Origin of the sequence: Lentilactobacillus diolivorans DSM 14421 (assembly GCF_001434255.1) — a bacterium.
Classification (GTDB): domain Bacteria; phylum Bacillota; class Bacilli; order Lactobacillales; family Lactobacillaceae; genus Lentilactobacillus; species Lentilactobacillus diolivorans.
Map to the genome: position 1 here is coordinate 47832 of NZ_AZEY01000058.1, position 25718 is coordinate 73549.

Consider the following 25718-nt stretch of genomic DNA (forward strand, 5'->3'; position numbering starts at 1 on the left):
GTTTCTTTCTGACGATATTGAAAGGCTGGGGCAAAGTTAATCTTTTGCCTTAGCCTTTTCGCATTATTGGCAACTGCTTAATATGGTTTGTGAGCTGTTAAAATAGTAATGAGTGGGATCAAGGGGGCCATGATGAACTTCAAAAGAAACGATCAAATTATATTGATGAGTGCACGAGAAGACTTTGATGATCATCGCTTCAAGCAGGTTATTAATAAAACCGAAAAATTGTTAGAAAAATATCCGGATTCAATTTCAGCTAATTTTTTAAGGGCCAAGGCATTGTACTGGGTTGGCAGATATGCTGAAGCTCAAAAAATTATGATTGAATTTCAAGAAGAACTATTATCAAACCAACGTAATTATCAGGCGATGTTGGCAATTTCATTAAAAAACAATGCGTTTATTTTTGCTAGGGAAATTGCAGCTAAGGCAGCTTTAAAAGATCAAAACTTGTGGCTCAAACAAATTGATAAAGTTGAACAGGCATATCGATTGAAGAACCCAATTACCCTAAATGCCAAAACTAGAAAATTGGCTCATATCGGTGTCCTCCCGGCTTATAATCAAGTTCATACAATTAATGATTCTTTGTACCTGCCTTTGAAGGAATATTTGATTGCATCAAAAGCGATGCTGGCAGATCCATTTACTTGGCAAGTCTCAAAAACTCAAATTTTAGTTCAGTTAATGAAACTGAGGATTGGCGGGACAGTTCAGTTAAGTTGGTTGGATCAACAAATTTATAAAATTGATCTGACACAATTAAGAACGATCGATCGCTACCCATCATTAACAACGATGCTTGATATTATTGATCGTAAATATGCCGCAACAGATCCAATTAAGTTACAACTTTTGGAACGAGAAATTATTACTCAAAGTAATTATATTTATCCGTTCTTCGATAAGATAATTTTAGATCCGCATTATTGGGTTAGGGCGGTTGTAACGGAATTGTTTGGCGAACGGCTTCAAGCAAACAGTTCGTCTGAACGGGATATGTTGGCATGGATTGATCAGATTCATGAGCAGGAAAGCAAAATGAAAATGATTTGAATAAATTATTTTGCGAAAAAAGGAAGAATCTGTTTACAAACGATTTAAGTACCGATATAATACTTAAGGATTCTTCGAAAATTGACTGCTTTGTCTTTTCCAGAAGATGTAGTATAATAACAATTAGAAATGCATTGATGCGAATTGATGTAATTCTTGAAAACAACAGGAGGTTTCATTAATGGCAAAAGAACATTATGAAAGAACAAAACCCCATGTAAACATTGGTACTATTGGCCATATTGATCATGGGAAAACTACTTTGACTGCTGCGATCACTAAGGTATTAGCTTCAAAAGGTCTTGCTAAGGCTGAAGACTATGCTGATATTGATGCAGCTCCAGAGGAACGTGAACGTGGTATTACCATCAACACTGCGCACGTTGAATACGAAACTGAAAAGCGTCATTACGCACATATTGATGCCCCAGGACATGCTGATTACATTAAGAACATGATTACCGGTGCCGCTCAAATGGATGGTGCGATTTTAGTTGTTGCCGCAACTGATGGTCCAATGCCACAAACTCGTGAACATATTTTACTTGCTCACCAAGTTGGTGTTGATTATATTGTTGTATTCTTAAACAAGACTGATTTAGTTGATGATGACGAATTAATTGACTTGGTTGAAATGGAAGTAAGAGAATTACTTTCAGAGTACGATTATCCTGGTGATGATATTCCTGTTGTCCGTGGATCAGCTCTTAAAGCTCTTGAAGGTGACAAGGAACAAGAACAAGTTATCCTTGACTTAATGGATATCGTTGATGAATATATTCCAACTCCAGAACGTGACGATAGTAAACCATTCTTAATGCCTGTTGAAGATGTATTTACGATCACTGGTCGTGGTACTGTTGCTTCAGGTCGTATCGATCGTGGTACTATCAAAGTCGGCGACGAAGTTGAAATCGTTGGTTTGAATGATGAAGCATTGAAGTCAACGGTTACTGGTTTGGAAATGTTCCGTAAGACTCTTGATGAAGGTCAAGCCGGCGATAACGTTGGTGTTCTTCTTCGAGGTATCGACCGTGACCAAGTTGTTCGTGGCCAAGTACTTGCTGCACCTGGTTCAATTCAAACCCATAAGAAGTTTGAAGGTCAAGTTTATATCTTGACTAAAGAAGAAGGTGGCCGTCATACGCCATTCTTCTCAAACTATCGTCCACAATTCTACTTCCATACTACCGATGTTACGGGTGTTATTGAACTAGAAAAGGGCGTTGAAATGGTTATGCCTGGTGATAACGTTACATTTAACGTTGATTTAACTAAGCCAGTTGCCATTGAAAAAGGTACTAAGTTTACCATCCGTGAAGGTGGCCATACTGTTGGTGCCGGTATTGTTAGTGACGTTAAGGACTAGTCTTTTTACGCCAGTAATAAGCCAAGCTGTGAGGATTTATTCCCCATGGCTTTTTTTGTTGATTCAGCATATAATGTTGAAATATATTTTACATTTTGTGAATAATACGTTAAAATAACAATGTTATGCAATTATGAATTGTATTAAAATAATCTTTTCGTCTCGGAGGAAAAAGAATGTCTGCAAAATGGGAAAAGAAAGGTACCAACGATGGTGAATTAACTTTCGAAATTGATACCGATTCAATTAGTAAGGGATTAGATCAAGCTTTTAAAAAGAATAAAAAGAATATTCGAGTACCAGGATTCCGTAAAGGAAAAGTTCCCCGTGCAATTTTTAACAAAATGTACGGCGAAGAAGCGCTTTATGAAGATGCTTTGAACATCCTGTTACCAGATGAATATTCAAAGGCAGTTAAGGATGCTGATATTGAACCAGTTGATCAACCAAAAATTGACGTTGAATCTATGGAAAAGGGTAAGCCATGGGTCATTAAAGCTAATGTAACAGTTAAGCCGGAAGTTAAACTTGGCAATTACAAGGGATTAAGTGTGCCAAAGCAAAACACTCGTGTTTACCAAAAAGATGTTGACGCTGAACTTGAAAAGAAGCGTGAAAGCCAAGCTGAACTTGTACTTAAAGAAGGTAAAGCTGCTGAAAAGGGTGACACAGTTGTTATCGACTTTGAAGGAAAAGTTGACGGTAAGCCATTTGAGGGCGGCAAGGCTGAGAACCATTCCCTAGAATTAGGTTCAAACTCGTTTATTCCAGGATTTGAGGATCAATTAATTGGTCACAAGGCTGGTGACGATGTCGAAGTTAAAGTTACCTTCCCTAAGGATTACCAAGCTAAGGAATTAGCTGGTAAGGATGCTGTCTTTGAAACTAAGATTCATGAAGTTAAGACAAAGGAATTACCTAAGTTAGATAATGACTTTGCAAAGGATGTTGACGAAGATGTTGACAGTCTTGATGAATTGAAAGAAAAGATCAAGGATGATCTTAAAGATAAGAAGAAGAGCGATGCCCGCGATGCAATTGAGGATGCTGCCATTAGTCAAGCTGTTGACAATTCCGAAGTTAAGGACATTCCTCAACCAATGCTGGATGAAGATATCCAACGTCAAATGGATCAATATCTTGCTGGCATGCAACAACAAGGAATCAACCAACAGATGTACTTCCAGTTAACTGGTACTAAACCAGAAGACTTGAAGAAACAGTTCTCTGACGGGGCTGATCGTCGAGTTAAAACGAACTTGGTTCTTGAAGCAATTGTTGATGCAGAAAAGATTCAACCAAGTGAAGACGATGTTAAGGCTGAAGTTAAGGATCTTGCTGGCCAATATGGCATGAAGGAAGACGCTGTTCGTAAAGCTTTAACTGATGATATGCTAAAACATGATATTGCCATTAAGAAAGCAATTGACTTAATTGTTGATGCTTCAAAGCAAGATGCTAAAGCAAAAGAAAACGATTCAGATAAAGAAAAAGAAGATAGTTCAGAAAAATAGTTCTTTTCCTTTGAAAGATCCGTTATTTTGACGGGTCTTTTTTTTCGGGCGAAAGCCTTCTAATTGCATTTTTAATGTTATATGATAAAGTACGTATAGTTGATTAAACCATGTTAGAAGATACTTTTGACATAGTTAAACAAGTTAGTTTTATGTAAGAAAAAATTTGAGACAAGCGTTGTCTCTGTTTGAAGCATACATTAACTTCCAACTCTTATGGAGGAGTGAATAAATTGTTTGAAGATAACGAATCAAGCGGGCCCATTACTTGTTCGTTTTGTGGGAAAACCCAAGACCAAGTGAAGAAGATCGTAGCCGGCCCAGGCGTATACATTTGTAACGAATGTATTGATCTATGCAAAGAAATTATTGATGAAGAACTTGCACCTGAAAAGACTTCTCAAGACTTGTTGAAGGTTTTAACACCAGCTCAAATTTTAGATAAGTTGAATGCCTTTGTTATTGGCCAAGATAATGCAAAACGGACACTTTCTGTTGCTGTTTATAACCATTATAAGCGAGTTAATGAAATGATTAGCGAACCTAATGATGAGTTAGAGCTTCAAAAGAGTAACATTTGTATCATTGGTCCAACTGGTTCAGGGAAAACATACCTGGCCCAGACTTTAGCTCGAATTCTTAATGTGCCATTTGCGATTGCAGATGCAACAACCTTAACTGAAGCTGGTTATGTTGGTGAAGATGTTGAGAATATTCTTTTAAAGCTTTTGCAAAACGCTGATTATGACGTTGAAAAGGCTGAAAAGGGAATTATCTATATTGATGAAATTGATAAAATTGCCAAAAAGTCCGAAAACGTTTCAATTACTCGAGATGTTTCTGGTGAGGGTGTTCAACAAGCACTGCTAAAGATTCTTGAAGGCACGATTGCTAATGTGCCACCTCAGGGTGGACGAAAGCATCCCCAACAAGAATTCATTCAAATTGACACAACCAACATTCTCTTTATTGTTGGTGGTGCGTTTGATGGTATTGAGGGTATTGTTAAGAGTCGCTTAGGTGACAAGACGATTGGGTTCGGGACTAATTCTGATGAAGCACCTGATTTAAATGATAATAATATCATGCAGGATGTTATCCCTGAAGATCTGCTGAAGTTTGGGTTAATTCCAGAATTCATCGGTCGACTTCCAATCTTAACTGCTTTGGATAAGTTGGATGAACATGATTTGGTTCGGATTTTAACTGAGCCTAAGAATGCGCTTGTTAAGCAGTATCAAAAGTTGATTGAACTTGATGGCGCCAAGCTTGAATTCCAACCAGAAGCATTGCAAAAGATGGCTCAATTGGCGATTGCTCGAGACACTGGTGCTCGTGGCCTACGCTCAATTATTGAGGGTGTGATGCGAGATATTATGTTTGATCTGCCAAGCCGCAATGATGTTTCAAAAGTGATTATTACGCCGGAAACGGTGACTGATCATAAAGAACCGGAATTGATTTTAAAAAAGGCATCGTAATTTTTTGAAGTCTGATGTAGGCTATAGTTAGTTTGCATCAGACTTCTTTTTTTGTCTAAAATAGGGGTTTAATTAAAAATAAAGTAATAATAATTACGGTAATTAGGAAACAAGTTGGAAGATGTTTAGTTTCCAAGGCAGAGCCAGACTATCGGAAGATAAGATGATTTAAAACAACTTTTGTAACTCTTTATCTTCTTGTTATTCTAATTAAGGGTTGAGAAATCATTTTTCAATGATAAGTTAAAAATGATCAATTTAGGTAGCAGTTAAGTGTGTAAAAAATAATTCAAAGAGGTGATCTGATGGATGTTCATAATGTTGATTTAACGATTAGTGCTGTTGCTGAAAAACAATATCCTAATACTCAGTTTCCAGAAATTGCATTTGTCGGCCGGTCTAATGTTGGCAAATCTTCTTTAACGAATGTTTTGATTAACCGGCGGGGGTATGCGCGAACGTCAAGCCAGCCCGGAAAGACTCAAACGTTGAACTTTTATAACATTGAGGACAAATTGTATTTTGTTGATGTTCCTGGTTACGGTTATGCCAAGGCTTCCAAAGCCAGCAGACAAAAATGGGGGCAAATGATTGAAACCTATTTGACTAAGCGTCAGCAATTGCAGGGGGTTATCGCGTTAATTGATGGTCGTCATGCGCCCACAGATGATGATGTTTCGATGCACGAGTGGTTGAAGTATTATAAAATCCCAACATTAACGGTGGCCACAAAGATGGACAAAATTTCTCGTGGCAAATGGAATAAGCAAGAATCATTAATTAAACAATCTTTAAGTCTGGATGCCAATGAGCAGTTAGTTCTGTTTTCATCCCTCACTAAGCAGGGGAAGAATGAAGTCTGGCAATGGATTGAAGGGAGAATGTAGCGGAATGGATTTTGATGATTACCAGAAGGCAGCAAATCGGACGTTAATGGGCAAAGAGCAGGTATTAACAAATTGTGCGCTTGGCCTAACCGGTGAGGCTGGCGAAGTGGCAGATCTAATTCGTAAATATACTTTCCAAAGTGATAAATTAGATCATGATCAGTTGGTAAAAGAAATGGGCGATGTCCTTTGGTATCTATCACAGATTGCTGAATGGGCAGATATTCCATTTGATGAAGTTGCAACGGATAACATTGCACGTTTAAAGCAGCGGTATCCGTCAGCGTTAAAGTAATAATATAAAGTAATAATATTGGTTTGATTAATATTAACGGGGTCGAGACAAAAGTAATTTTGTCCGGCTCCATTTTTTATCCTCATTCAGAAAATGAGACACACAAATTATTCAATTAATTATTAATATCAGCCCATAAATGTATATTAAACATATTTTTTTGAAATATCATGAATAAAAAGCAAAAAAGGTTGTAATTTATGAATATTGGTGTTAATCTCTTAAGTATTGAAATTAAAAAAACGAGGTAAAAAAATATGACAGAAAATAATAAAGTAATTTTAGCTTATTCCGGTGGTCTGGATACATCTGTTGCAATTGCATGGTTAAATGATAAGGGCTACGACGTCGTTGCTTGCTGTATTAATGTTGGTGAAGGAAAAGATCTTGAATTTATTAAGCAAAAGGCTTTGAATGTTGGTGCCGTTAAAGCATATGTCATTGATGCCCTGGATGACTTCGCTGACAATTATGCGGCAGTTGCATTAAAAGCCAACGCAATGTACGAAGGATCATATCCGCTGATTTCAGCGCTTTCACGACCATTAATTTCTAAAGCACTCGTGGATGTTGCCCATCAAGAGCACGCAATGGCTGTAGCTCACGGTTGTACCGGGAAGGGAAACGATCAGGTAAGATTTGAAGTTGCCATTCATGGACTTGACCCACAACTTCAAGTTTTAAGCCCAGTTCGTGATTGGCATTGGTCACGGGAACAAGAAATTGAATATGCAAAGGAACACAATATTCCAATTCCAATTGATTTAGATTCACCATATTCAATTGACGCTAATATTTGGGGCCGGGCTAACGAAGCCGGCATTTTAGAAGATCCTTGGCAAAGTGCCCCGGAAGATGCCTTTGCGATTACTAATCCGATTGATAAAACGCCCGATCAACCTAAAGAAATTGAAATTACGTTTGAAAAGGGTATTCCAACTGAATTAAATGGTAAGCAGATGAAGTTTGCCGATATTATTCAGGAATTAAATGAAGTGGCTGGCGAGCATGGTGTTGGGCGAATTGATCATATTGAGAATCGGCTTGTAGGGATCAAGAGTCGGGAAGTTTATGAGGCACCTGCGGCAACTGTCCTACTAAAAGCTCACAAAGAACTTGAAGATTTGACATTTGAACGTGATTTGGCTCACTTTAAGCCGGTTGTTGAGAAGCAACTTAGTGAACTTGTTTATAATGCGCTTTGGTTCTCACCATTAATGGATTCACTTCAGGCCTTTATTGATAAATCTCAAGAAGTTGTTAGTGGTATTATTAAATTGCAAGTATTCAAAGGTAACGTGATGATTTTGGGACGAAAATCCAACTCGTCACTCTATGACAAAGATTTGGCAACTTATACGGCTTCCGACTCCTTTGATCAGGAAGCTGCAAAAGGATTCATCAAACTTTGGGGATTGCCAACTCAGGTTTATTCACAGGTTCAGCTTAAAAACAAGCAATCACAATTTGTTAAAGCAGTTACCAAGTCACAATCAAAGGCTAAGGTAACCGTTCAGGAAAACTATTCAGCACATACGGGAGCTAAAAAATAGATGAGTACAAAGAAACTATGGGGTGGTCGATTTCAAGCTCAAGCCTCAAAATGGGTAGATGAATTTGGTGCGTCAATTTCATTTGATCAATTAATGGCTGATGAGGATATTGAAGGATCGTTGGCGCATGTTAAAATGCTTGAGCATACAAAGATATTGAGTGCCGACGACGTTGCCAAAATTGTGAAGGGCTTGGAAGGCATCCAGGCTGACTTACATGCTGGGAAGTTAACGTTTACAGTTGAAAATGAAGATATTCATATGAATATTGAAAGTATTTTAACTGATCGGATTGGACCGGTTGCCGGTAAATTGCACACGGCTCGATCTCGAAACGATCAAGTAGCCACCGATTTTCATTTGTACTTAAAGAAGCGACTGCCAAAAGTGATTGATGAGATTTCGACACTACAGGAAACGCTCGTTGAAATGGCCGAAGAAAATGTTGAAACCATTATGCCTGGGTACACGCATTTACAACATGCACAACCTATTTCATATGGGCATTATTTGATGGCTTATTATCAAATGTTAAAGCGGGATAAAGAACGCTTTACGTTTAACATGCAGCATACCGATATTATGCCGCTTGGTGCCGCTGCATTGGCGGGGACAACATTTCCAATTGATCGGAACTATACGGCCAAGGAATTGGGATTTGGTCAAGTTTACGCAAATTCACTGGACGCTGTTTCTGATCGGGATTTTGCATTGGAGTTCTTAAGTAACAGTTCGATTTTAATGCTTCATCTTTCTCGCTTTTGTGAGGAAATCAGTCTTTGGGTAAGTCACGAATTTAAGTATCTTGACCTTAGTGACGCTTATACTACTGGTAGCTCAATTATGCCGCAAAAGAAGAACCCTGACATGGCGGAGTTGATTCGTGGCAAGAGTGGTCGCGTATATGGACACCTGATTGGATTATTGACGACCATGAAATCATTACCGTTAGCTTACAATAAGGATCTTCAAGAGGATAAGGAAGGCGTGTTTGACACGGTTAAGACTTTGCTGCCATCTCTTAAGGTTTTCAATGGTATGCTTAAGACCGCTAAACCCAATGTTGAACGGATGAAACAGGCAACCGAAAATGATTTTTCCAATGCGACCGAACTCGCCGATTACTTAGCAGCCAAAGGGGTTCCATTCAGGCAGGCACACGGTATTGTTGGTCAACTGGTTCTTAAAGGAATTCAAACTCACCAAAACTTACAGGATATGTCGTTAACTGAGCTCCAAGCGGCTTCTCCGAAAATCGAAAAGGATGTTTATCATGATCTCAAATCGGAAGTTGCCGTTGAACGTCGGCATTCACTGGGCGGGACCGGTTTCGATCAGGTTAGATTACAAATCAAAAATGCTAAGAATGAACTTGGAGAATAATTAATCGATGTTTCGACAATCAATATTGGTCACAAAAGTAGAGTGAGACAAAAGGCGAGTAACTTCCAGAGTACAATTGGATAATTCGGTTGTACGGCCGGAAGTTGCCTTTTGTCTCACGTTTTCGCTTGGTAATAATCGTGATTACAAAAAGAGGGGCTGGACAAAATCACTTTTGTCTCAGCCCCTCTTTTTGAAGAGAAATATCTCTGAACTATTTTTAATTACTTTTACTTTTCTTGGGTCGTTCCTCGTTTTTACGTTTTTTATTTTGATCTTTTTTATCATGCTTTAGAAATTTATCACGTTTGGGGTCTCGTGGATCCATTTCAGCAAATTTGCCAAAAAGTGCATCCAAATTATCTTGTCGATTAACTTTAAGTGACATCGAATCATCTCCTTATCCCTATTTACGTCATAATCATAGCAAAATTCCCATTGAATGTCACTTTCGATGGCTTATCTTTGATTATTATTTAACATTTTGTGAAACGAATGTATAAAAACAACTAATTATAGAAATATATTGCATAAATTACGATTAAGGTGTAACCTAGTGTGTATTATAAATCGGGAGAGGTAAAGTTAATGAAGAAGAGTTTTAAAGCAATTATTCAAGCAATTATTGTGATCATGGCGCTGTTAACTGTTGCTGCTTGGCATACGAGCAATGCTGCCGCCGCAGATACATCATTACAGCGAGTTAAACAGCGGGGGGAATTGATCGTTGTGACTAGTCCTGATTATCCACCATATGAATTTATGGTGAATGAAAATGGTAAAAGTAAAATGGTTGGGATGGATATCGATGTTGCCAAGAAAGTTGCCAAAGATTTGCACGTCAAATTGGTAATGAAGAGCATGAATTTTGATTCACTGTTGGTAGCCATTCAGACTGGGAAAGCAGATATGGCGATTGGGGGAATTAACCCAACCAATGAACGGCGCCAAAGTGTTGATTTTTCTAAGATTTATTACTCAGGTGGTCAAAGTTTCCTGATTAATTCAAAGGATGTTAATAAATACAAAAGTGCCAAGAATTTAAAAGGGGCCACGATTGGTGCTCAGACCGGGACGCTGCAGTATGGCTTGGCTAAAAAACGGATTCCTAATTCAACAGTTAAAGGAATGGACAAGTCAACCGATCTGGTTTTGGCTTTAAAAACCAACAAGATTGATGCTTTAGGGATTGAAAAGCCAACTGCTGAGGCCTATGTTAAAAATGATCCAACGTTAAAAATGATTAGTTCAGGTTATAATTTGAATAAAAATGATGTTGGGGCCGCAATGGCCTTTAAAAAGGGTTCGGGTAGTTTGGTTAACGCAGTTAATAAAAGTGTTGATCAAATCCAAAAGAAACATCTCACTGATAAATATTTAGCAGCTGCTGGTAAGTATATGAAAGTCAACACCGTTAATACATCAATGTTTCACTACTGGACATACTTTGCTAAAGGGGTTGAGTACACCCTCCTGATTTCATTAGTATCAACATTCTTTGGGGTTGTTCTGGGTGTCATCCTGGCTTTAATGCGGTTCAGCAAACAAAAATGGGTTCGTGGTTTAGCAATCAGTTATACAGAATTCATTCGAGGAACACCTTTAATGGTTCAAGTGATGTTTGTCTACTTTGGAATTGGGGTTGTTATTAACATTCCGGCATTGATTTCAGGGATGATTGCCGTATCTCTAAACAGTGGTGCGTACGTTGCAGAAATTATTCGTGGCGGAATTAATTCAGTCGCGACTGGTCAAACTGAGGCTGCTGAAAGTTTGGGATTAACGAAGCGTGATATGATGCAGTATGTTGTTTTACCGCAAGCTTTCAGGAATATCTGGCCAGCTCTTGGAAATGAATTCATCTCATTGATTAAGGAAAGTTCAATTGTTTCTATTATTGGTGTTACTGATTTGATTTACCAATTGAACATTGTTAGAGCGGACACGTACCGAGGTGTTATCCCGATTTTCGTTGCAATGGTTCTTTACTTCATCATGACATTTGCTTTGACGAGAATATTGAATCACTATGAAGGGAAGATGAAACATGCAGGATAAAAAAGTAATTGAAGTTAATCACCTAAGTAAAAAATTTGGTGAAACCGATGTTTTAAAAGATATCAATGGAACGGTTAAATCAGGGCAGGTTATTTGTGTCATTGGGCCGTCTGGGGCTGGTAAAAGTACCTTCTTGCGTTGCTTAAATCTCCTTGAAAAGCCAACGTCAGGTGAAGTTAAATTCGATGGGACAGATTTAACCCATGTTAGCAGTAAACAGTTATTAGACTTGCGTGAGCGGATGGGGATGGTGTTTCAAAGCTTTAATCTCTTTCCAAACATGACGGTTCTTAAAAACTTGATGTTGGCACCAATTCGGGTTAAGCATATGAGTGAAGCTGAGGCTGAAAAAACAGCAATCGCACTTCTGGATCGGGTTGGTTTAAAAGAAAAGGCCAACGCATATCCAAGCAGTCTGTCCGGCGGTCAACAACAGCGGGTTGCGATTGCAAGAGCACTCGCAATGAATCCTGAAGTGATGTTGTTTGACGAACCAACTTCCGCATTGGATCCTGAGATGGTTGGCGAGGTGCTTGAAGTTATGCAGGAACTGGCCAATGAGGGCATGACAATGGTTGTGGTTACTCATGAAATGGGATTTGCCAAGTCGGTGGCAGATGAAGTTTGGTTTATGGCAGATGGCTATATTCTAGAGCGCAGTTCGCCGGATGACATGTTTGAACATCCTAAGAACGACCGTGCCAAGGACTTTATTGGCAAGATTATTGGTAGTGTCTAGGCTGAGCTGACTTTGAATGCTGGAATTGAATCGACAGAGCGGGACAAAAGGCGCTTAACTTCCAAAGTGTAATCGGATAATTCGGTTACACGGCCGGAAGTTGCCTTTTGTCCCGCGTTTTTACTTGGGAATAATCGTGTTTACACTAACAGAGACTGGGCAAAACGACTATTGTCCCAGCCTCTCGATTTTTATCTAATGGGTGCTTTAATTGCGTGATTTTGATTCACGTTCTGCCGATTGAGAATCAAATTTTGAGATAATTACGGCGGCAAAATTAAAGTCTCAATTTTTTATGATATGAGTTGTTAAGCCATGACACTCGTAGAAAGTATGATTCATTGAAGCAAACATATATTCGAGGTATACTCTTATGGTGAATATTTCAAAGGGGTGACTATCGTGGCAACTGAATATTTAGAGCACAAACTTTCTTTGCTGCCTGACTTGCCAGGCTGTTACTTAATGAAAAATATTAATGGCATGATTATTTATGTCGGAAAAGCAAAAAATCTGAAAAATCGAGTTCGCTCTTATTTTAAGAGTAGCCATGAGGGCAAAACGGCTCGATTGGTTTCTGAAATTGCCGATTTTGAGACAATTATTACGTCAACTGATAAAGAAGCCTTTTTACTTGAAATTACGTTGATTCAAAAACATCGGCCATACTTTAACATTAAATTAAAACAGGGGAACAATGGGTATCCCTACATCAAAATTACAAATGAACGTGATCCACAGATTAAAATCGTCAATTCGCTGTTAAAAGATGGCGGCTATTATTTTGGTCCTTACCCAAATGTGTATGCGGCTGAAGAAACCGTCAACTTTTTACAAAAAGTGTATCCTCTGCGACGCTGTAACGGATTTCAAAACCGACCATGTTTGTATTACCATATGGGACAATGTTTGGGAGCTTGCTTTAAAGTAGTTCCAACGGAAGTTTATGATCGACAGATTAAACGAATCAAGTCGTTCTTGAATGGCAATGTTGGCCACGCAAAACAGTTATTGATGAAGCGGATGGAAGATGCCTCTGCCAGTATGGCTTATGAACGGGCAGCTGAAATTCGTGATCTCATTAAATATATTGAAATCACCGTCGAAAAGCAGAAAATTATTTCTCATGATAATACGCCGCGCGATATTTTCAATTATTATATGGATAAAGGATGGCTTTCCATTCAAATCTTCTTTATTCGTCAATCCCGATTAATGAAGCGGGAAAAACGGCTTTTCCCAATCATTACAGATCCTGAAGAAGAGATGGTCAGTTTCATTTCTCAGTTTTATAAGCAAAAGAATCAATTGCTCCCAAAGGAAATTCTCGTGCCAAATTCATTACCAACGGATGTTGTGAGCCGGGTTGTCGATGATGTGCCCGTTCGAACACCTCAACGTGGTCAAAAGCGGGACTTACTTGAAATGGCTGGTAAGAATGCCAAACTGGTCTTGGAAGAAAAGTTCCGACTGCTTGAGTTGGATGAGAGTAAAACGACGGGGGCTATGAAGGAATTAACTGATGCGATGGGGATTGCCCCTGGTCATAAAATTGAAGCTTTTGACCATTCACACATTCAGGGGGCCGATTTAGTTTCAGCCATGGTTGTTTTTGTGGATGGGCAGCCCAATAAAAATTTATACCGAAAATATAAATTAAAAACCGTTGATCATGCTGACGAAGCTGCCAGTACACGCGAAGTTATTCGACGAAGGTATACGAGATTATTAAAGGAACATGCGCCAATGCCGGATTTAATTTTAATGGATGGTGGGACAATCCAAATGAATGCCGTTAAAGATGTATTGGTTAACGAACTGGGGTTGAATATTCCGGTTGGTGGCATGGTGAAAAATGAACATCACCAAACTGCAGACTTGTTATTTGGTGATAACGACACACCACTGCAACTTGATCCAAAGAGTCAGGGATTTTACCTGCTTCAAAGGATCCAAGATGAAGTGCACCGGTTTGCAATTACCTTCCATCGTAAAGTTCATGCCAAGAATTCGTTGAGTTCACGACTTGATGCCATTAGCGGAGTCGGCCCTAAAACGCGAAACAAGCTGTTAAGAAAGTTTGGGTCCTTAAGAAAGATTTCTGCTGCTTCAGTTGATGAAATTCGGGCACTGGGTATTTCACAGACGGTCGCCCAGACAGTTAAGTTTTCGTTGAGTAAAATTGACAAGGAACGCAAAGTGGTTAACTATCAAGATAAAAAGTTGACTGAATAGCCGGATGATCGTAAATGTTAATAAAAGATTCTTTTTTTCGGATACCTTTGACCTTGCCGAGTAAACTCGGTATACTTCAAAGGTATTATGTTATGTAACGACTTTAGGATTAAATTGAAATGGTGATAAGATGTTTGTTGATCAAGTAAAAATCGATGTAAAAGCCGGAAATGGTGGCAACGGAATGGTTGCATTCCGGCGTGAAAAATATGTTCCAAACGGTGGACCTGCCGGTGGTGACGGTGGCCGTGGCGGTAATGTCATTTTTAAGGTGGATTCAGGGATGAATACATTAATGGATTTTCGTTATCACCGTAAGTTTAAAGCAAAGAATGGCGGCAATGGTGCGAATAAGAAAATGACTGGTCGAAGTGCTGACGATCTTGTCATCCCAGTTCCAGAGGGGACAACGGTTACTAATTCGGACACCGGCGAAGTGATTGGTGATTTAGTTAAGCCCGATCAGGAATTAATTGTCGCTAAAGCTGGTCGCGGTGGCCGTGGTAATGTTCATTTTGCCAGTCCAACCAACCCAGCACCGGAAATTGCTGAAAATGGTGAACCTGGTGAGGAAGTCATGCTTCAATTGGAGTTAAAAGTATTGGCCGACGTTGGTCTAGTCGGATTTCCATCCGCTGGAAAATCAACGTTACTGTCTGTTATTACAAGTGCCAAGCCCAAGATTGCCGGTTATCATTTTACAACCTTGGTGCCTAATCTAGGGATGGTTCGTTTGGATGACGGCCGTGATTTTGCAGTAGCCGATTTACCTGGTTTGGTTGAAGGGGCGTCTAAAGGAGTTGGCCTAGGATTCCAATTTCTTCGTCATGTTGAACGTACAAGAGTGATTCTTCATCTGGTGGATATGTCTGGAACCGAGGGTCGAGATCCATACGATGATTTTGTGGCGATTAATAAAGAATTATCGGATTATGATCCAAATATTTTAAAACGACCACAGATCGTTGTGGCAACTAAAATGGATCTTCCCGATGCAGCCGATCATTTGAAGACCTTTAAAACACAATTGGAGGCTGACTATGATACTGACGATTTACCGACAGTGCTGCCAATTTCATCGGTCACTCATACTGGGCTAACTGATTTAGTCCGAATGACAGCTGATCTTTTGGAGAAAACTGACATTTCGGATCTTCAGCAACCGGTCGAAACCGAAAAGCAATATGATTATCAATCTCAAGCACCAACTAATTTCCAAATTGGCTATGATAAAGAGATTGCTTCGTGGGTTATTTCCGGTGATAAGATTGAGCGGTTGTTTAAGATGACCGATACAGCTCATGATCAAAGTATGTTAAGATTTGCTCGCCAAATGCGGGGCATGGGAATTGATGACGCCCTAAGAAAAGCCGGTGCCAAGGATGGGGATACGGTCACAATTTTAGATTTCTCATTTACCTATGTAGAATAAGACAACGAAAAATAAGACAGGGAAGATTTCAATGCAACAAGTTCAAACAAAAACAAAGGGAAAGCGACTTAAACATAGTCGTTACATTACTGGATTTGATGGTGTCCGGGCACTTGCCGTTATTGGGGTTATTATTTATCATCTGTTGCCTTACAAACTTCAAGGTGGTTACTTGGGAGTGCCGACTTTCTTCGTTGTGTCTGGGTATCTCATTACCGATTTACTGTTGCAAGAGTGGGAACAGAATGGCAGAATTGATTTCTTGGGCTTTTATGCAAGAAGACTGAAACGGTTATATCCCGCGCTGGTGTTTATGCTGGTAGGAACCGGCACCTACATAACGTTATTTCAACGATCATTACTGACTAATTTACGTTCGATTATTTCTTCAAATCTTGTGTATTTATATAATTGGTGGGAAGTTGGTCACGGACAAAGCTATTTTGATCGTTTTAATGGTGAATCACCTTTTACGCATTTGTGGTCTTTGTCAATTGAAGGGCAATATTATCTCATTTGGCCGTTAATCTTAATTGCACTGGTCTTGATTATTCGTAAAAAGAAAACGATTGCCTATATTCTGTTGGCATTTGCGGTGATTTCGGCATTGTTAATGGGATTCATTTATACCGGGCCAAGCACATTAAACCGAGTTTATTACGGAACTGATACCCGGATGTTTTCGATTATTTTTGGTGCGGTTTTGGCGATTGTGTGGCCATCTGCCCATCTACGAAAGCATATTAATCGGCGCTCCAGATTAATTTTGGATGGTTTAGGAATTGGATCATTTTTGCTAATGGTTTATTTGTACTTTGAGCTGGCTGGTCAAAATACATTTACGTATCGTGGCGGAATGTTCATTATGGCGATTGCATCAATGGCACTGATTGCGACTTGTGCGCATCCTGGCGCTGACGTTAATCGCTGGTTGACCAATCCGGTTTTTTCTTGGATTGGAACCAGAAGTTACGGGATTTATTTATATCAATTTCCGGTAATGATTTTTTATGAAATGCGAGTTCCGGATATTGCTTCTCACCCCATCACTCATGCGGTAATTGAGATTCTTTTGATTATGGGAATTAGCGAATTATCGTATCGATTCATCGAACGGCCATTACGGCATTACAATTATCGCAAACTTGGAGAAACCATTTACGAGTTTGTCCAACCGAATTCTAAATATGGTTTGAAGCGGCTCTGGTTGGCGCCAGCAGTTATTTTAGTTGGGGTCTGCTTATACGGAAGTGCAATTGCGCCAACCAAGGCTGGCCGAAATGTGCTTCAGGAAAGTATTCTTAAAAATCAAAGCAGTGCCAATGTGCATAACAAGCAAGCGTTAGCCAAGCAAAGAAAAGCTCGCAAAATTGCTGCCAGCAAGAAGCGGATGAAACATCTCCTTAATAAAAAGTTGACGATTAAGCAATATAAGATTGCCAAGAAGTATCAATTAACGAAGCAGCAATATTTAACTGTTTCTCATCAACCGTTAACGGCCATTGGTGATTCAATTATGGCTGATAACAGTCACGATCTGCAGACCGTCTTTAAACAGGCATATGTATCAGCTAAGGTTGGCCGTCAAATTTGGCAGGCTGGGGATGTTTTAAAGGAGCTGAAGCGTAAAAATGAATTAGCGCCAAATGTGTTAATCAATTTGGGAACTAATGCGCCGATGACGCCTGCTCAAGTGAAATCAGTTGTCCAGACAGTTGGCAAAGGACACCGGATTTTCTGGGTGACTACCCACGTTCCAACCCGAAATTGGGAAACCGAAGTAAATAATACGATTCATCAGGCTTCAAAAACGTACAAACATTTCTATGTTATCGATTGGCATCGGTATAGTTTCAATCAAACGGATTGGTTCTGGGGCGACAATGTTCATCCTAATCCGAAGGGGAACATATACTATACGCATTTAATTGCCAGAGAAATAAGCAAGCATTTAATGATGAAGTAGTGTAACGTTGAAACTGATAGCTAATTAAAACCGATTTTGATAAGATGCCATTAAAATAGCCCGCACACTCCTTGAATTAAGGATGTGCGGGCTATTTAGTTGACTCATAAAAGAACCATATTTTAATTTGATGTCACATTCTTTTAGTTCAAATTAACTACGAGTGGTCTTTCAGGTGCATTGTCAATTTTTTGACCAGTTTTATCAAACGTTTGACCGAAATGAATCGTTAATGTTTTTGCTGGATCAACAGCAAAATGGTAAAGATAACCGGTCATCACAAATGAACGCGATTGATTAGCGGATATTTTACTGCCAGCTGACGAATCAGTTAGCTGATTTGTGGTTGCTAGTGTTTGACCTTGATCGGTTTTCACAAAATTAACGCCGTTGAGGCCAATCTCAAAGTGGTGATGATTAGTGATGGTGTAATTGACGACAAATGTATAATAAGTATCAGGAACATTCGGAAGGTTTAAAGCTTGCTCGACTGCTTGTTTTGCCGCTAATGTTTTGGCAGTGTTTTTTAAGATTCTAACCTTGTTGATTTGGTAGGCCATGCTGCCGGCTATGATTGTTTTGGGCTGGGTAGTTGATTGGGTTAGCCGCTGCTTAGTTCCAAAACGATCATAACTAAATTGATGCTGATTCGTTAAATTGCCGTTCTTGACGTAGTTCTTGCTGGCTTGTTCCTTTTTGGGGACTTGATACTGATATTTACCCAGATTTACTTTGGGTTGTGCTGGTTGCGACTGGCTAGAAGACGACTCGGAATTGTCGTTTTGCATTTTTGCACTTAAAGCAGATTTATTGGTTGATTGGTTGTTCTGACTGCTATGGCCGCAGCCAGCTAATGTCACAATCAAGATGGCACAAAGTGTTAAGATTAATCCATTTTTTTTCATAATTTTTCCCCTAATAAAAGACAATTGATCTATTAACAATTCTAAACCCAAAAAGCAATGCGTGGTTGTTTGACGTCCTCAAATTTGTAGCAAGCGGCAAATGACTGGTTCTTGTTAAAAATTGATCCAAGGTAATGGTAGCTGGCCCACCACTGAATTGATCCTTGGTATCTAACAATAACGAATCCTCAGCGATGGTTAGTTGCGTGATTGGGACAAAGTGTTTCCCCTTTGAAATGAGTAAGGTTAGTTTTGGATTTAGGGTACTGCTGGCACGATAAAATTCACTTAAATTAATAATTGCTCACTTCCTCTTCATGATTAATTCTATAAAAATATGATACAATTGAAAAGGTTATTTCAAGATGTTGATAAATTTGGACGATCACTGTTTGGTTTATCATTAGAAACATCTTGACTGATTCGATTTTAAAAATTAAGGAAACGGTATTCATGCAAATTGAATTTTTAGGAACTGGAGCTGGTTCTCCAGGAAAGTTTCGCAATGTTTCGAGCCTGGCATTACGGTTATTAGATGAAATAAACTCAGTATGGTTGTTCGATGTCGGCGAAGGTACCCAGCATCAAATTTTACGATCAACGATTCGGCCGCGAAAGATAGACAAGATTTTTATTAGTCATCTCCATGGCGACCATATTTTCGGCCTTCCAGGCTTATTGAGCAGCCGTTCGTTTCAGGGGGGCAATGGGCCTTTGGACATTTACGGTCCAAAAGGAATTAAGGAATATGTCAATGTGAGTTTAAAGGTCTCTGAAAGTCGACTGGCATATCGAATTATTTTTCATGAACTCCCAAATAGCACGGATGGTCTGATTTTTGAAGATCCCAAATTTTCAGTCTACGCAGCGCCACTTGACCATCGGATTACCAGTTTTGGTTATCGGGTTGTCGAACATGATCATCCCGGTGAGCTGATGGTTGACAGGTTGGCCAAGTTGCAGATTCCTTCCGGCCCAATTTATGGTCGTTTAAAACGCGGCGAAGTTGTTAAATTGGCTGATGGTCGCACGATTGATGGTAAGCAAATGATTGGCCCGGCACAGCCCGGCCGAATTGTAACAATTATTGGTGACACACGGAAAACCGAAAATGCGGCTAGACTTGCTGAACACGCCGATGTCTTGGTCCACGAAAGTACCTTTGGAAAGGGTGAAAATAAACTGGCTAAAAGCTATTTTCATTCAACCAATATGCAGGCGGCTGCAATCGCCAAACGGGCTGGTGTTAAGATGTTGCTGCTAAATCATATTTCAGCTCGTTACACTGGAAGGATGGCATACGATTTAGAGAAACAGGCCCAAACAATATTTCCAAATACCAAGGTTGTTAAAGACTTTGATGTAGTTGACGTACCGTTTAACAAATAATATGCCGATAGTGGTTTATGATAAATGGGGATAGGGTTGGTAGTGGTTATTCTATCTTCCGACCTCGTATTAAGTTTTATTTCAACTAAGCCATTGTCATTTGTCATGGGTTAGTCATCTTGAATATTTGGCTTATAATCAGTGACTATTCCTTTATTTGGAAGGTTTTCAAGTTTAAGGGGGAATTGCTGTGAAAAAACAAGTTGCCACGATTATCAGCATTGTTCTAATTATTTTAATTGCTGTTTTTGCGCTTATGAATCTGGAGCGGGTCTCGGTCAGTTTTGGTTTTACGTCTGTCCGCATGCCGTTAGTCTTGTTAATTTTAATTTGCCTGTTAATCGGTGCCTTGATTATTTTTCTGTTTTCATCGACTCAAAGTGTGAAAAAGAATCGTCGCTATCGTGCGTTAGAGAACCAAAGCCAACAAAAACAGGACGAATTACGGGATCAGATTGATCAGTTGACAACTCATCTTAAATCGTTAGAAACCCGATTAAAGAATTCATATGGTAAGCAGGAATTAGGAACGAAAGATCAACAAATTAGCGACTTAGAAGCAGAAATTACCAAGTTGACGGATAAATTATCATCTCAAAAGTAAGGTAGCGTGTTTTAATGATTGATGCAAAGTATGATTGGCACATTAATAAGGTTGATGACTCACAAAAAGTCACTCAACTTGCAAAACAACTAAATATTGAACCATTAATTGCTGAAATGTTGATTCAACGGGGAATTGAAACATCGCAAGCCGCTCAGAGCTTTATGACACCTTCGACTGATGATTTTCATGACCCTTATTTGATGCACGATATGAAAAAGGGAATTTTGAGAATTCAGCAGGCCATTGAAAACGGCGAACAAATAACGATTTATGGTGATTATGATGCGGATGGCATTACGAGTACCACAATTATGTATGAAGTTTTAAATGATCTTGGCGCCAACGTCAATTACTATATTCCAAACCGGTTTAAAGAAGGGTATGGGCCTAATGTCGATGCCTTTAAGCAAATCATTCAAAATGGTTCTTCGCTGATTATTACTGTTGATAATGGTGTAGCGGGATTTGACGCAATTTCTGCCGCTAACGAAAATCATTGTGATGTCGTCGTCACGGATCATCACTCACTACCAGAGACTCTACCGGATGCGCTTGCAATTATTCATCCCCGTGTAAAGGATGAGCAGGGTCGGGCGTACCCATTTGGTGATTTGTGTGGTGCAGGAGTGGCATTTAAAGTTGCCCAGGCTTTGTTGGATGAATTGCCCAGTGATCTCATTGACCTCGCCTCAATTGGGACGATTGCCGATGTGGTTTCTTTACGAGACGAAAATCGGGCCATTGTTAAATTTGGTATTGATGCCATTAAAAATAGTCAACGGCCAGGTCTCCTAGCTTTGATCAAAGCAGCTAAGATTGATCTGGCTCATTTTGATGAACAAGATATCGGTTTTGCCATTGCGCCTCGGCTCAACTCTCTTGGTAGAATTAAGGATGCGACTGTTGGTGTTGAACTATTATCGACTTTTGATGAGGATCAAGCTGCTAAACTGGCAAAATTTGCCAATGATCAAAATGATTTGCGTAAATCGCTAGTTGATCAGTTTTATCAGCAAGCTGTGACCATGGTTGAAAATTCGGACGACTTAACCAATCGAGCTACCCTCGTAGTGGTTGGTAAGGATTGGCATCAGGGCGTTTTGGGGATCGTTGCCAGTCGGTTGGTTGATAAATACGGGCGACCAACATTGGTATTGACGACATTAGCCGGCACTGATCAGATTAAAGGATCGGGTCGCAGTATTGATTCTTTCGATCTATTCGCGGCGATTGATCCAATTCGTGATCAAACAATTGGGTTTGGCGGCCATCATTCTGCGGTTGGCTTAACAATCAATGCGGATAAACTTGCGGTTTTAAAAGCACAGTTAGAACAGGCCGCAAAGGATCAGCAGCTTGATTTGACGACAAAGCCTAAACTTCCGATTACTGGGGATTTACCAGTTGCCAAGGTGACGCCGACATTTGTTGATAAGTTGAAAATATTGGCTCCCTTTGGGCAGGATAATCCGAAGCCGACATTTAAATTTGGCTTTAATCAAATTCTTGATATTAAAACAATGGGGAAAAATTCTGATCATCTAAAATTCACGCTCTGCCAAGGTGATCAACGATTAGTTGCAATTGCTTTTGGAAGAGGGTCAATTGCCGGTCAAGTTCAAAGTGGTTCAGATCAACTTCAAGTTGTCGGGCAAATTGGTGAGAATACTTGGAACAATCGGACAACGCTACAATTGATGGTTGATGATCTTAAACAAACCGTTCCGCCGGTTATTGACCGCCGAACCCAGATTCTACATCAACAGATGTTTACCACATCGGGGACATATGTTTTTTTTCATGAAAAAACATTGGTTAAATTAAAGCCGTATTTAGATGCTGAAGCCAAGGGTGTCATGTACGATCAGTTGGTTGACCAAAAGATCCCGGATAAACGTTTATTTGTCGTTGATTGTCCTGATGTGATTGATGACTTGACACAGGTTTTGCAAAGATGTCGGCCAAAGACTACGGTTCTTTATCTTTATAAGAAACAATTGGTATCAAATTTGGGGATGCCAGATCGGAATTCTTATGCTAAACTATTTAGGTTCGTAAAAGAGAATCCGAATATCAATATTGCATCGCAATTAGCACAACTATCTAAGCAATTAAACATTGCATCGCGAATGATTGTTTTTATGATTCAAGTTTTTTTGGAATTAGACTTTATCACAATCAAAAATCGGGTGATTAACATTAACCCACACTATGCAAGTCGTGATTTAAAGACGGCACCCAGCTATCATTTGAGACAAGAGCAGTTAAAAACTGAGAAACAATTACTGGTTTCTAATACTCATGAGTTAGTCAGCTTTGTCGAAAATTGTTTGGACAGCTGATGAAAGGAAGAAAGAATATGTCGATCGATTTTTCAAAATATATTGCATCATACCCAGATTTCCCCGAACCCGGAATACTTTTTCGAGACATTTCGCCACTTTTGGAGAATGGTGATGTATATCGTGCAGCCACCGATCAAATCGTTGAATTTGCCCGTAATCGGAATGTTGAAATGATTGTTGGCCCCGAAGCCCGTGGCTTTATCGTTGGCTGTCCCGTCGCTTATAAGTTAGGAGTTGGCTTTTCTCCTGCCCGCAAGAAAAATAAGCTGCCAGGTGAGACGATTGAGGCAAGCTATGGCTTGGAATACGGTAAATCGTCTCTGTATTTGCGTACAAACGCGGTTAAACCTGGTCAGAGGGTTTTGATAACCGATGATTTACTTGCCACGGGAGGTACAATAGACGCGACAATTCGATTAGTTGAAAAATTAGGTGGCATTGTTGTTGGAACGGCTTTTTTGATTGAACTTTCTGATCTTAAAGGTCGTGACAAGGTTAAGAATTATGATTTCTTTACATTACTTAGCTATTAGATTTTTTTAAAATAAATGAGGCGTCATGACTACCCAAATGTGGACTTGTCATGACGCCTTTTAGTTTGATTCAAAATGCTTGGGGTACGAGGTGATTTAAGAGATCTGATTTTTTATTGGATATGCTTGTTTCTATGAAATGTTGATCGAAGTCGGGTGTTTTTCGCTAAAGTTTAATACTGGAGTGAAGATAAAACTAACAGTAGGCGGGTTTATCCGATAAAGTTTTGAGAACTTGTCGTTTTGATTAACAAGTGTAGACTAATTGGTTTGTATCTTCTAATAAAAATTGATACTGTAGCTGATTTTATTAGCACTTCGTCTAAATTAAGGGTTAAGTATCTTGGGTTGAAAAATAGGAGCTAAAACAAATTCAATATTTGTTTTAGCTCCTATTAATGTTTCGGTGACTCAAAGTTAAGGTGAGTACAGGATTTGAACCTGCGCGCCGGTATTAGCCGGTTCGCCGGATTTCGAGTCCGGTGCATTACCACTCTGCCAACTCACCACAACAAAGACAATTATATCAATTGTCACCCTCGTTGTAAATTATAAATTGTTATCCTGTTTAGATGGCATAAATTTTGCTTTAATGAATCCAAAGATGGCAGGTAATAACGAGATTAAGACAATTCCGATGATAACCATGGAAAAGTTTTCTTTGACAATTGGAATGTTTCCAAAAAAGTATCCTGCACCACAACAGATAGCGACCCAGCTAACACAGGCGGGGATGTTATATTTTGCAAATCGCGCGTATGGAAAATTACTTGTTGCTGAAACAAAAGGAATCAGGGTCCGAATAATTGGCATAAATCTGCCAAGAAATATTGCCCAAGCGCCATATTTATCAAAGAAAAGTCGTGCCTTTTCGAGATCCTTTTCTTTGATGAATTTACCTAGTATTCGATGTCGTGGGATAAGATCACCAAATTTATCTCCAAAGAAGAAGTTCAGTGAGTCTCCGGCAATTGATGCCACTAAGAAGACAATAATGAACAACCCGATATTTAAGTCGTAATTGGCATTTGCGGCAAGAGCAGCCGCGGCAAATAATAGTGAGTCACCAGGTAAGAATGGGAAGATAACCGCCCCTGTTTCAATAAAAATAATTGCAAATAAAATTAGGTAGGTCGAGTTGCCAAATGTATTTACAATATTTACGAGGTGATCATCAATGTGCAGGATAAAATCGATCAAAGCACTCACAAAATCATTCCTTCCAGATATTTTAAATTGATTTTACCAAATTAAATCTGTATTTTATAATCATGGGCAAGAGCTTTACCAAAAAACAACTTTTTTCGAATGAACTTGATGGATTTTGTTCAAGCACTTTAAGGGAGGGATAATATGCGCTTAAAGATTGGAATGCGTGTTAAAGGAAAAGTTACTGGTGTTCAGCCTTATGGTGTTTTTGTTGATCTGGGTGATCATCAGCAGGGATTGATTCACATATCCGAGTGTCAGGCTGGATACGTATCAGATATTTACGAACTTTTTAAAATTGGTGACGCAGTTGAGCCGTTGATTATCGATATCGATCAGTTTTCAGGAAAAATTAGTTTGTCAGTTCGTTCGTTAATTGTTAATTTTGACGTTTTTCAGCAGTCAAAATATAATCGTCCACAACGAATTCACTATTGGACAAATTACCGTCAATCAATTGGTTTTTCAACTATTTCAAGGGCTCGCAATAAATGGCTGATTGAGGCAAAGAAACTTTTCTGATTGATCTTTCAAAAAGTACTTGACCCAGTTCGTATAAATTGGTAAACTATTTTTCGTTGTCAAATATCAGATTGCTTTGTTCGTCAGTTTCATTCATAAAAAAAACGCGAAAAAAGTTCTTGATTTTCAATTCAAAATCTGATAGTATTAAATAGTTGTCAAAAGCGAGAAGCAAGCGCTTCGATGACGATGGTAGACCTTTGAAAACTGAACAAAATTTTCGACAAACGAATGTGT

21 protein-coding genes and 1 tRNA gene are annotated in these 25718 nt (G+C 39.2%); 18 read left to right on the plus strand and 4 right to left on the minus strand.

The window, feature by feature from the left end:
* Nucleotides 1-132: 132 nt before the first annotated feature.
* From FC85_RS05910 to argH, 8 genes are all read left to right on the plus strand, one after another.
* Complete coding sequence (locus tag FC85_RS05910; RefSeq protein ID WP_057864626.1) at nt 133-1059, plus strand: hypothetical protein; 927 nt, start codon at nt 133-135, stop codon at nt 1057-1059.
* Nucleotides 1060-1240: 181 nt separating this feature from the next.
* Nucleotides 1241-2428 (plus strand): elongation factor Tu, encoded by a 1188-nt coding sequence (gene tuf / locus FC85_RS05915; protein ID WP_057864627.1) that lies wholly within the window; start codon nt 1241-1243, stop codon nt 2426-2428.
* A 176-nt stretch (nt 2429-2604) separates the two neighbouring features.
* Entirely contained in the window at nt 2605-3942 is a 1338-nt protein-coding gene (tig, locus tag FC85_RS05920) for a trigger factor (protein WP_057864628.1), read from the plus strand.
* A 233-nt stretch (nt 3943-4175) separates the two neighbouring features.
* The gene (clpX, locus tag FC85_RS05925) at nt 4176-5423 is read left to right on the plus strand and encodes an ATP-dependent Clp protease ATP-binding subunit ClpX (RefSeq protein ID WP_186825085.1); all 1248 of its coding nucleotides are present in this window, start codon (nt 4176-4178) and stop codon (nt 5421-5423) included.
* A 305-nt stretch (nt 5424-5728) separates the two neighbouring features.
* Nucleotides 5729-6310, plus strand: a complete 582-nt coding sequence (gene yihA / locus FC85_RS05930; protein WP_057864630.1) for a ribosome biogenesis GTP-binding protein YihA/YsxC — start codon at nt 5729-5731, stop codon at nt 6308-6310.
* 4 nt (nt 6311-6314) lie between these two features.
* Entirely contained in the window at nt 6315-6605 is a 291-nt protein-coding gene (locus FC85_RS05935; RefSeq protein WP_057864631.1) for a nucleoside triphosphate pyrophosphohydrolase family protein, read from the plus strand.
* A gap of 257 nt (nt 6606-6862) precedes the next feature.
* Entirely contained in the window at nt 6863-8158 is a 1296-nt protein-coding gene (locus FC85_RS05940; RefSeq protein WP_057864632.1) for an argininosuccinate synthase, read from the plus strand.
* Nucleotides 8159-9541 carry an argininosuccinate lyase gene (gene argH, locus FC85_RS05945; RefSeq protein ID WP_057864633.1) on the plus strand — a complete coding sequence of 461 codons (1383 nt, stop codon included), beginning with the start codon at nt 8159-8161 and terminating at the stop codon, nt 9539-9541. It begins immediately after the preceding gene.
* A 220-nt stretch (nt 9542-9761) separates the two neighbouring features.
* Here the strand turns inward: argH and FC85_RS15890 are convergent, their stop codons facing one another.
* Nucleotides 9762-9929, minus strand: a complete 168-nt coding sequence (locus FC85_RS15890) for an SPJ_0845 family protein (RefSeq protein ID WP_169788441.1) — start codon at nt 9927-9929, stop codon at nt 9762-9764.
* Nucleotides 9930-10129: 200 nt separating this feature from the next.
* On the opposite strand from FC85_RS15890, the gene FC85_RS05950 reads away from it, so the two are divergent.
* The 5 genes from FC85_RS05950 (at nt 10130) to FC85_RS05970 (ending at nt 17971) form a co-directional block, all read left to right on the plus strand.
* Complete coding sequence (locus FC85_RS05950) at nt 10130-11599, plus strand: ABC transporter substrate-binding protein/permease (protein WP_057864634.1); 1470 nt, start codon at nt 10130-10132, stop codon at nt 11597-11599.
* Entirely contained in the window at nt 11589-12338 is a 750-nt protein-coding gene (locus FC85_RS05955; protein ID WP_057864635.1) for an amino acid ABC transporter ATP-binding protein, read from the plus strand. Before FC85_RS05950 ends, FC85_RS05955 begins: the two co-directional genes overlap by 11 nt.
* A gap of 402 nt (nt 12339-12740) precedes the next feature.
* Nucleotides 12741-14573, plus strand: a complete 1833-nt coding sequence (gene uvrC, locus FC85_RS05960; protein WP_057864636.1) for an excinuclease ABC subunit UvrC — start codon at nt 12741-12743, stop codon at nt 14571-14573.
* 130 nt (nt 14574-14703) lie between these two features.
* Nucleotides 14704-16005, plus strand: coding sequence for a GTPase ObgE (gene obgE / locus FC85_RS05965; RefSeq protein ID WP_057864637.1), 1302 nt, complete (start codon nt 14704-14706; stop codon nt 16003-16005).
* A 31-nt stretch (nt 16006-16036) separates the two neighbouring features.
* Nucleotides 16037-17971, plus strand: coding sequence for an acyltransferase family protein (locus FC85_RS05970; protein ID WP_057864638.1), 1935 nt, complete (start codon nt 16037-16039; stop codon nt 17969-17971).
* Nucleotides 17972-18114: 143 nt separating this feature from the next.
* Here FC85_RS05970 and FC85_RS05975 read toward each other — a convergent pair whose 3' ends face one another.
* The gene (locus FC85_RS05975; RefSeq protein WP_057864639.1) at nt 18115-18876 is read right to left on the minus strand and encodes a hypothetical protein; all 762 of its coding nucleotides are present in this window, start codon (nt 18874-18876) and stop codon (nt 18115-18117) included.
* A 453-nt stretch (nt 18877-19329) separates the two neighbouring features.
* On the opposite strand from FC85_RS05975, the gene rnz reads away from it, so the two are divergent.
* The 4 genes from rnz to FC85_RS06000 all read left to right on the plus strand — a co-directional run bounded on the left by rnz (nt 19330) and on the right by FC85_RS06000 (nt 23750).
* Nucleotides 19330-20265: a ribonuclease Z gene (gene rnz / locus FC85_RS05985; protein ID WP_057864641.1), complete on the plus strand. Its 936-nt coding sequence runs from the start codon at nt 19330-19332 to the stop codon at nt 20263-20265.
* Between the two features lie 190 nt (nt 20266-20455).
* Nucleotides 20456-20869, plus strand: a complete 414-nt coding sequence (locus tag FC85_RS05990; RefSeq protein WP_057864642.1) for a lipopolysaccharide assembly protein LapA domain-containing protein — start codon at nt 20456-20458, stop codon at nt 20867-20869.
* Between the two features lie 14 nt (nt 20870-20883).
* The gene (gene recJ, locus FC85_RS05995; RefSeq protein ID WP_057864643.1) at nt 20884-23214 is read left to right on the plus strand and encodes a single-stranded-DNA-specific exonuclease RecJ; all 2331 of its coding nucleotides are present in this window, start codon (nt 20884-20886) and stop codon (nt 23212-23214) included.
* A gap of 17 nt (nt 23215-23231) precedes the next feature.
* Entirely contained in the window at nt 23232-23750 is a 519-nt protein-coding gene (locus FC85_RS06000; RefSeq protein WP_057864644.1) for an adenine phosphoribosyltransferase, read from the plus strand.
* 420 nt (nt 23751-24170) lie between these two features.
* On the opposite strand, the gene FC85_RS06005 is transcribed toward FC85_RS06000, so the two are convergent.
* Together FC85_RS06005 and FC85_RS06010 are read right to left on the minus strand one after the other, a co-directional pair.
* A tRNA-Ser gene (locus FC85_RS06005) sits at nt 24171-24258 on the minus strand.
* Nucleotides 24259-24299: 41 nt separating this feature from the next.
* The gene (locus tag FC85_RS06010; protein WP_057864645.1) at nt 24300-24959 is read right to left on the minus strand and encodes a VTT domain-containing protein; all 660 of its coding nucleotides are present in this window, start codon (nt 24957-24959) and stop codon (nt 24300-24302) included.
* A gap of 144 nt (nt 24960-25103) precedes the next feature.
* Between FC85_RS06010 and FC85_RS06015 the strand changes: the two genes are divergently transcribed.
* The gene (locus FC85_RS06015) at nt 25104-25481 is read left to right on the plus strand and encodes a CvfD/Ygs/GSP13 family RNA-binding post-transcriptional regulator (protein WP_057864646.1); all 378 of its coding nucleotides are present in this window, start codon (nt 25104-25106) and stop codon (nt 25479-25481) included.
* The last annotated feature ends 237 nt before the right edge of the window (nt 25482-25718 follow it).

Coding starts and splice junctions, on each gene's coding strand:
- tuf (WP_057864627.1), top strand. CDS start 1,241: ATGGCAAAAGAACATTATGAAAGAACAAAACCCCATGTAAACATTGGT.
- FC85_RS05935 (WP_057864631.1), top strand. CDS start 6,315: ATGGATTTTGATGATTACCAGAAGGCAGCAAATCGGACGTTAATGGGC.
- FC85_RS05940 (WP_057864632.1), top strand. CDS start 6,863: ATGACAGAAAATAATAAAGTAATTTTAGCTTATTCCGGTGGTCTGGAT.
- FC85_RS15890 (WP_169788441.1), bottom strand. CDS start 9,929: ATGTCACTTAAAGTTAATCGACAAGATAATTTGGATGCACTTTTTGGC.
- recJ (WP_057864643.1), top strand. CDS start 20,884: ATGATTGATGCAAAGTATGATTGGCACATTAATAAGGTTGATGACTCA.
- FC85_RS05975 (WP_057864639.1), bottom strand. CDS start 18,876: ATGAAAAAAAATGGATTAATCTTAACACTTTGTGCCATCTTGATTGTG.
- argH (WP_057864633.1), top strand. CDS start 8,159: ATGAGTACAAAGAAACTATGGGGTGGTCGATTTCAAGCTCAAGCCTCA.
- FC85_RS05970 (WP_057864638.1), top strand. CDS start 16,037: ATGCAACAAGTTCAAACAAAAACAAAGGGAAAGCGACTTAAACATAGT.
- rnz (WP_057864641.1), top strand. CDS start 19,330: ATGCAAATTGAATTTTTAGGAACTGGAGCTGGTTCTCCAGGAAAGTTT.
- FC85_RS05910 (WP_057864626.1), top strand. CDS start 133: ATGAACTTCAAAAGAAACGATCAAATTATATTGATGAGTGCACGAGAA.
- FC85_RS05950 (WP_057864634.1), top strand. CDS start 10,130: ATGAAGAAGAGTTTTAAAGCAATTATTCAAGCAATTATTGTGATCATG.
- FC85_RS05955 (WP_057864635.1), top strand. CDS start 11,589: ATGCAGGATAAAAAAGTAATTGAAGTTAATCACCTAAGTAAAAAATTT.
- tig (WP_057864628.1), top strand. CDS start 2,605: ATGTCTGCAAAATGGGAAAAGAAAGGTACCAACGATGGTGAATTAACT.
- obgE (WP_057864637.1), top strand. CDS start 14,704: ATGTTTGTTGATCAAGTAAAAATCGATGTAAAAGCCGGAAATGGTGGC.
- yihA (WP_057864630.1), top strand. CDS start 5,729: ATGGATGTTCATAATGTTGATTTAACGATTAGTGCTGTTGCTGAAAAA.
- FC85_RS06015 (WP_057864646.1), top strand. CDS start 25,104: ATGCGCTTAAAGATTGGAATGCGTGTTAAAGGAAAAGTTACTGGTGTT.
- FC85_RS06000 (WP_057864644.1), top strand. CDS start 23,232: ATGTCGATCGATTTTTCAAAATATATTGCATCATACCCAGATTTCCCC.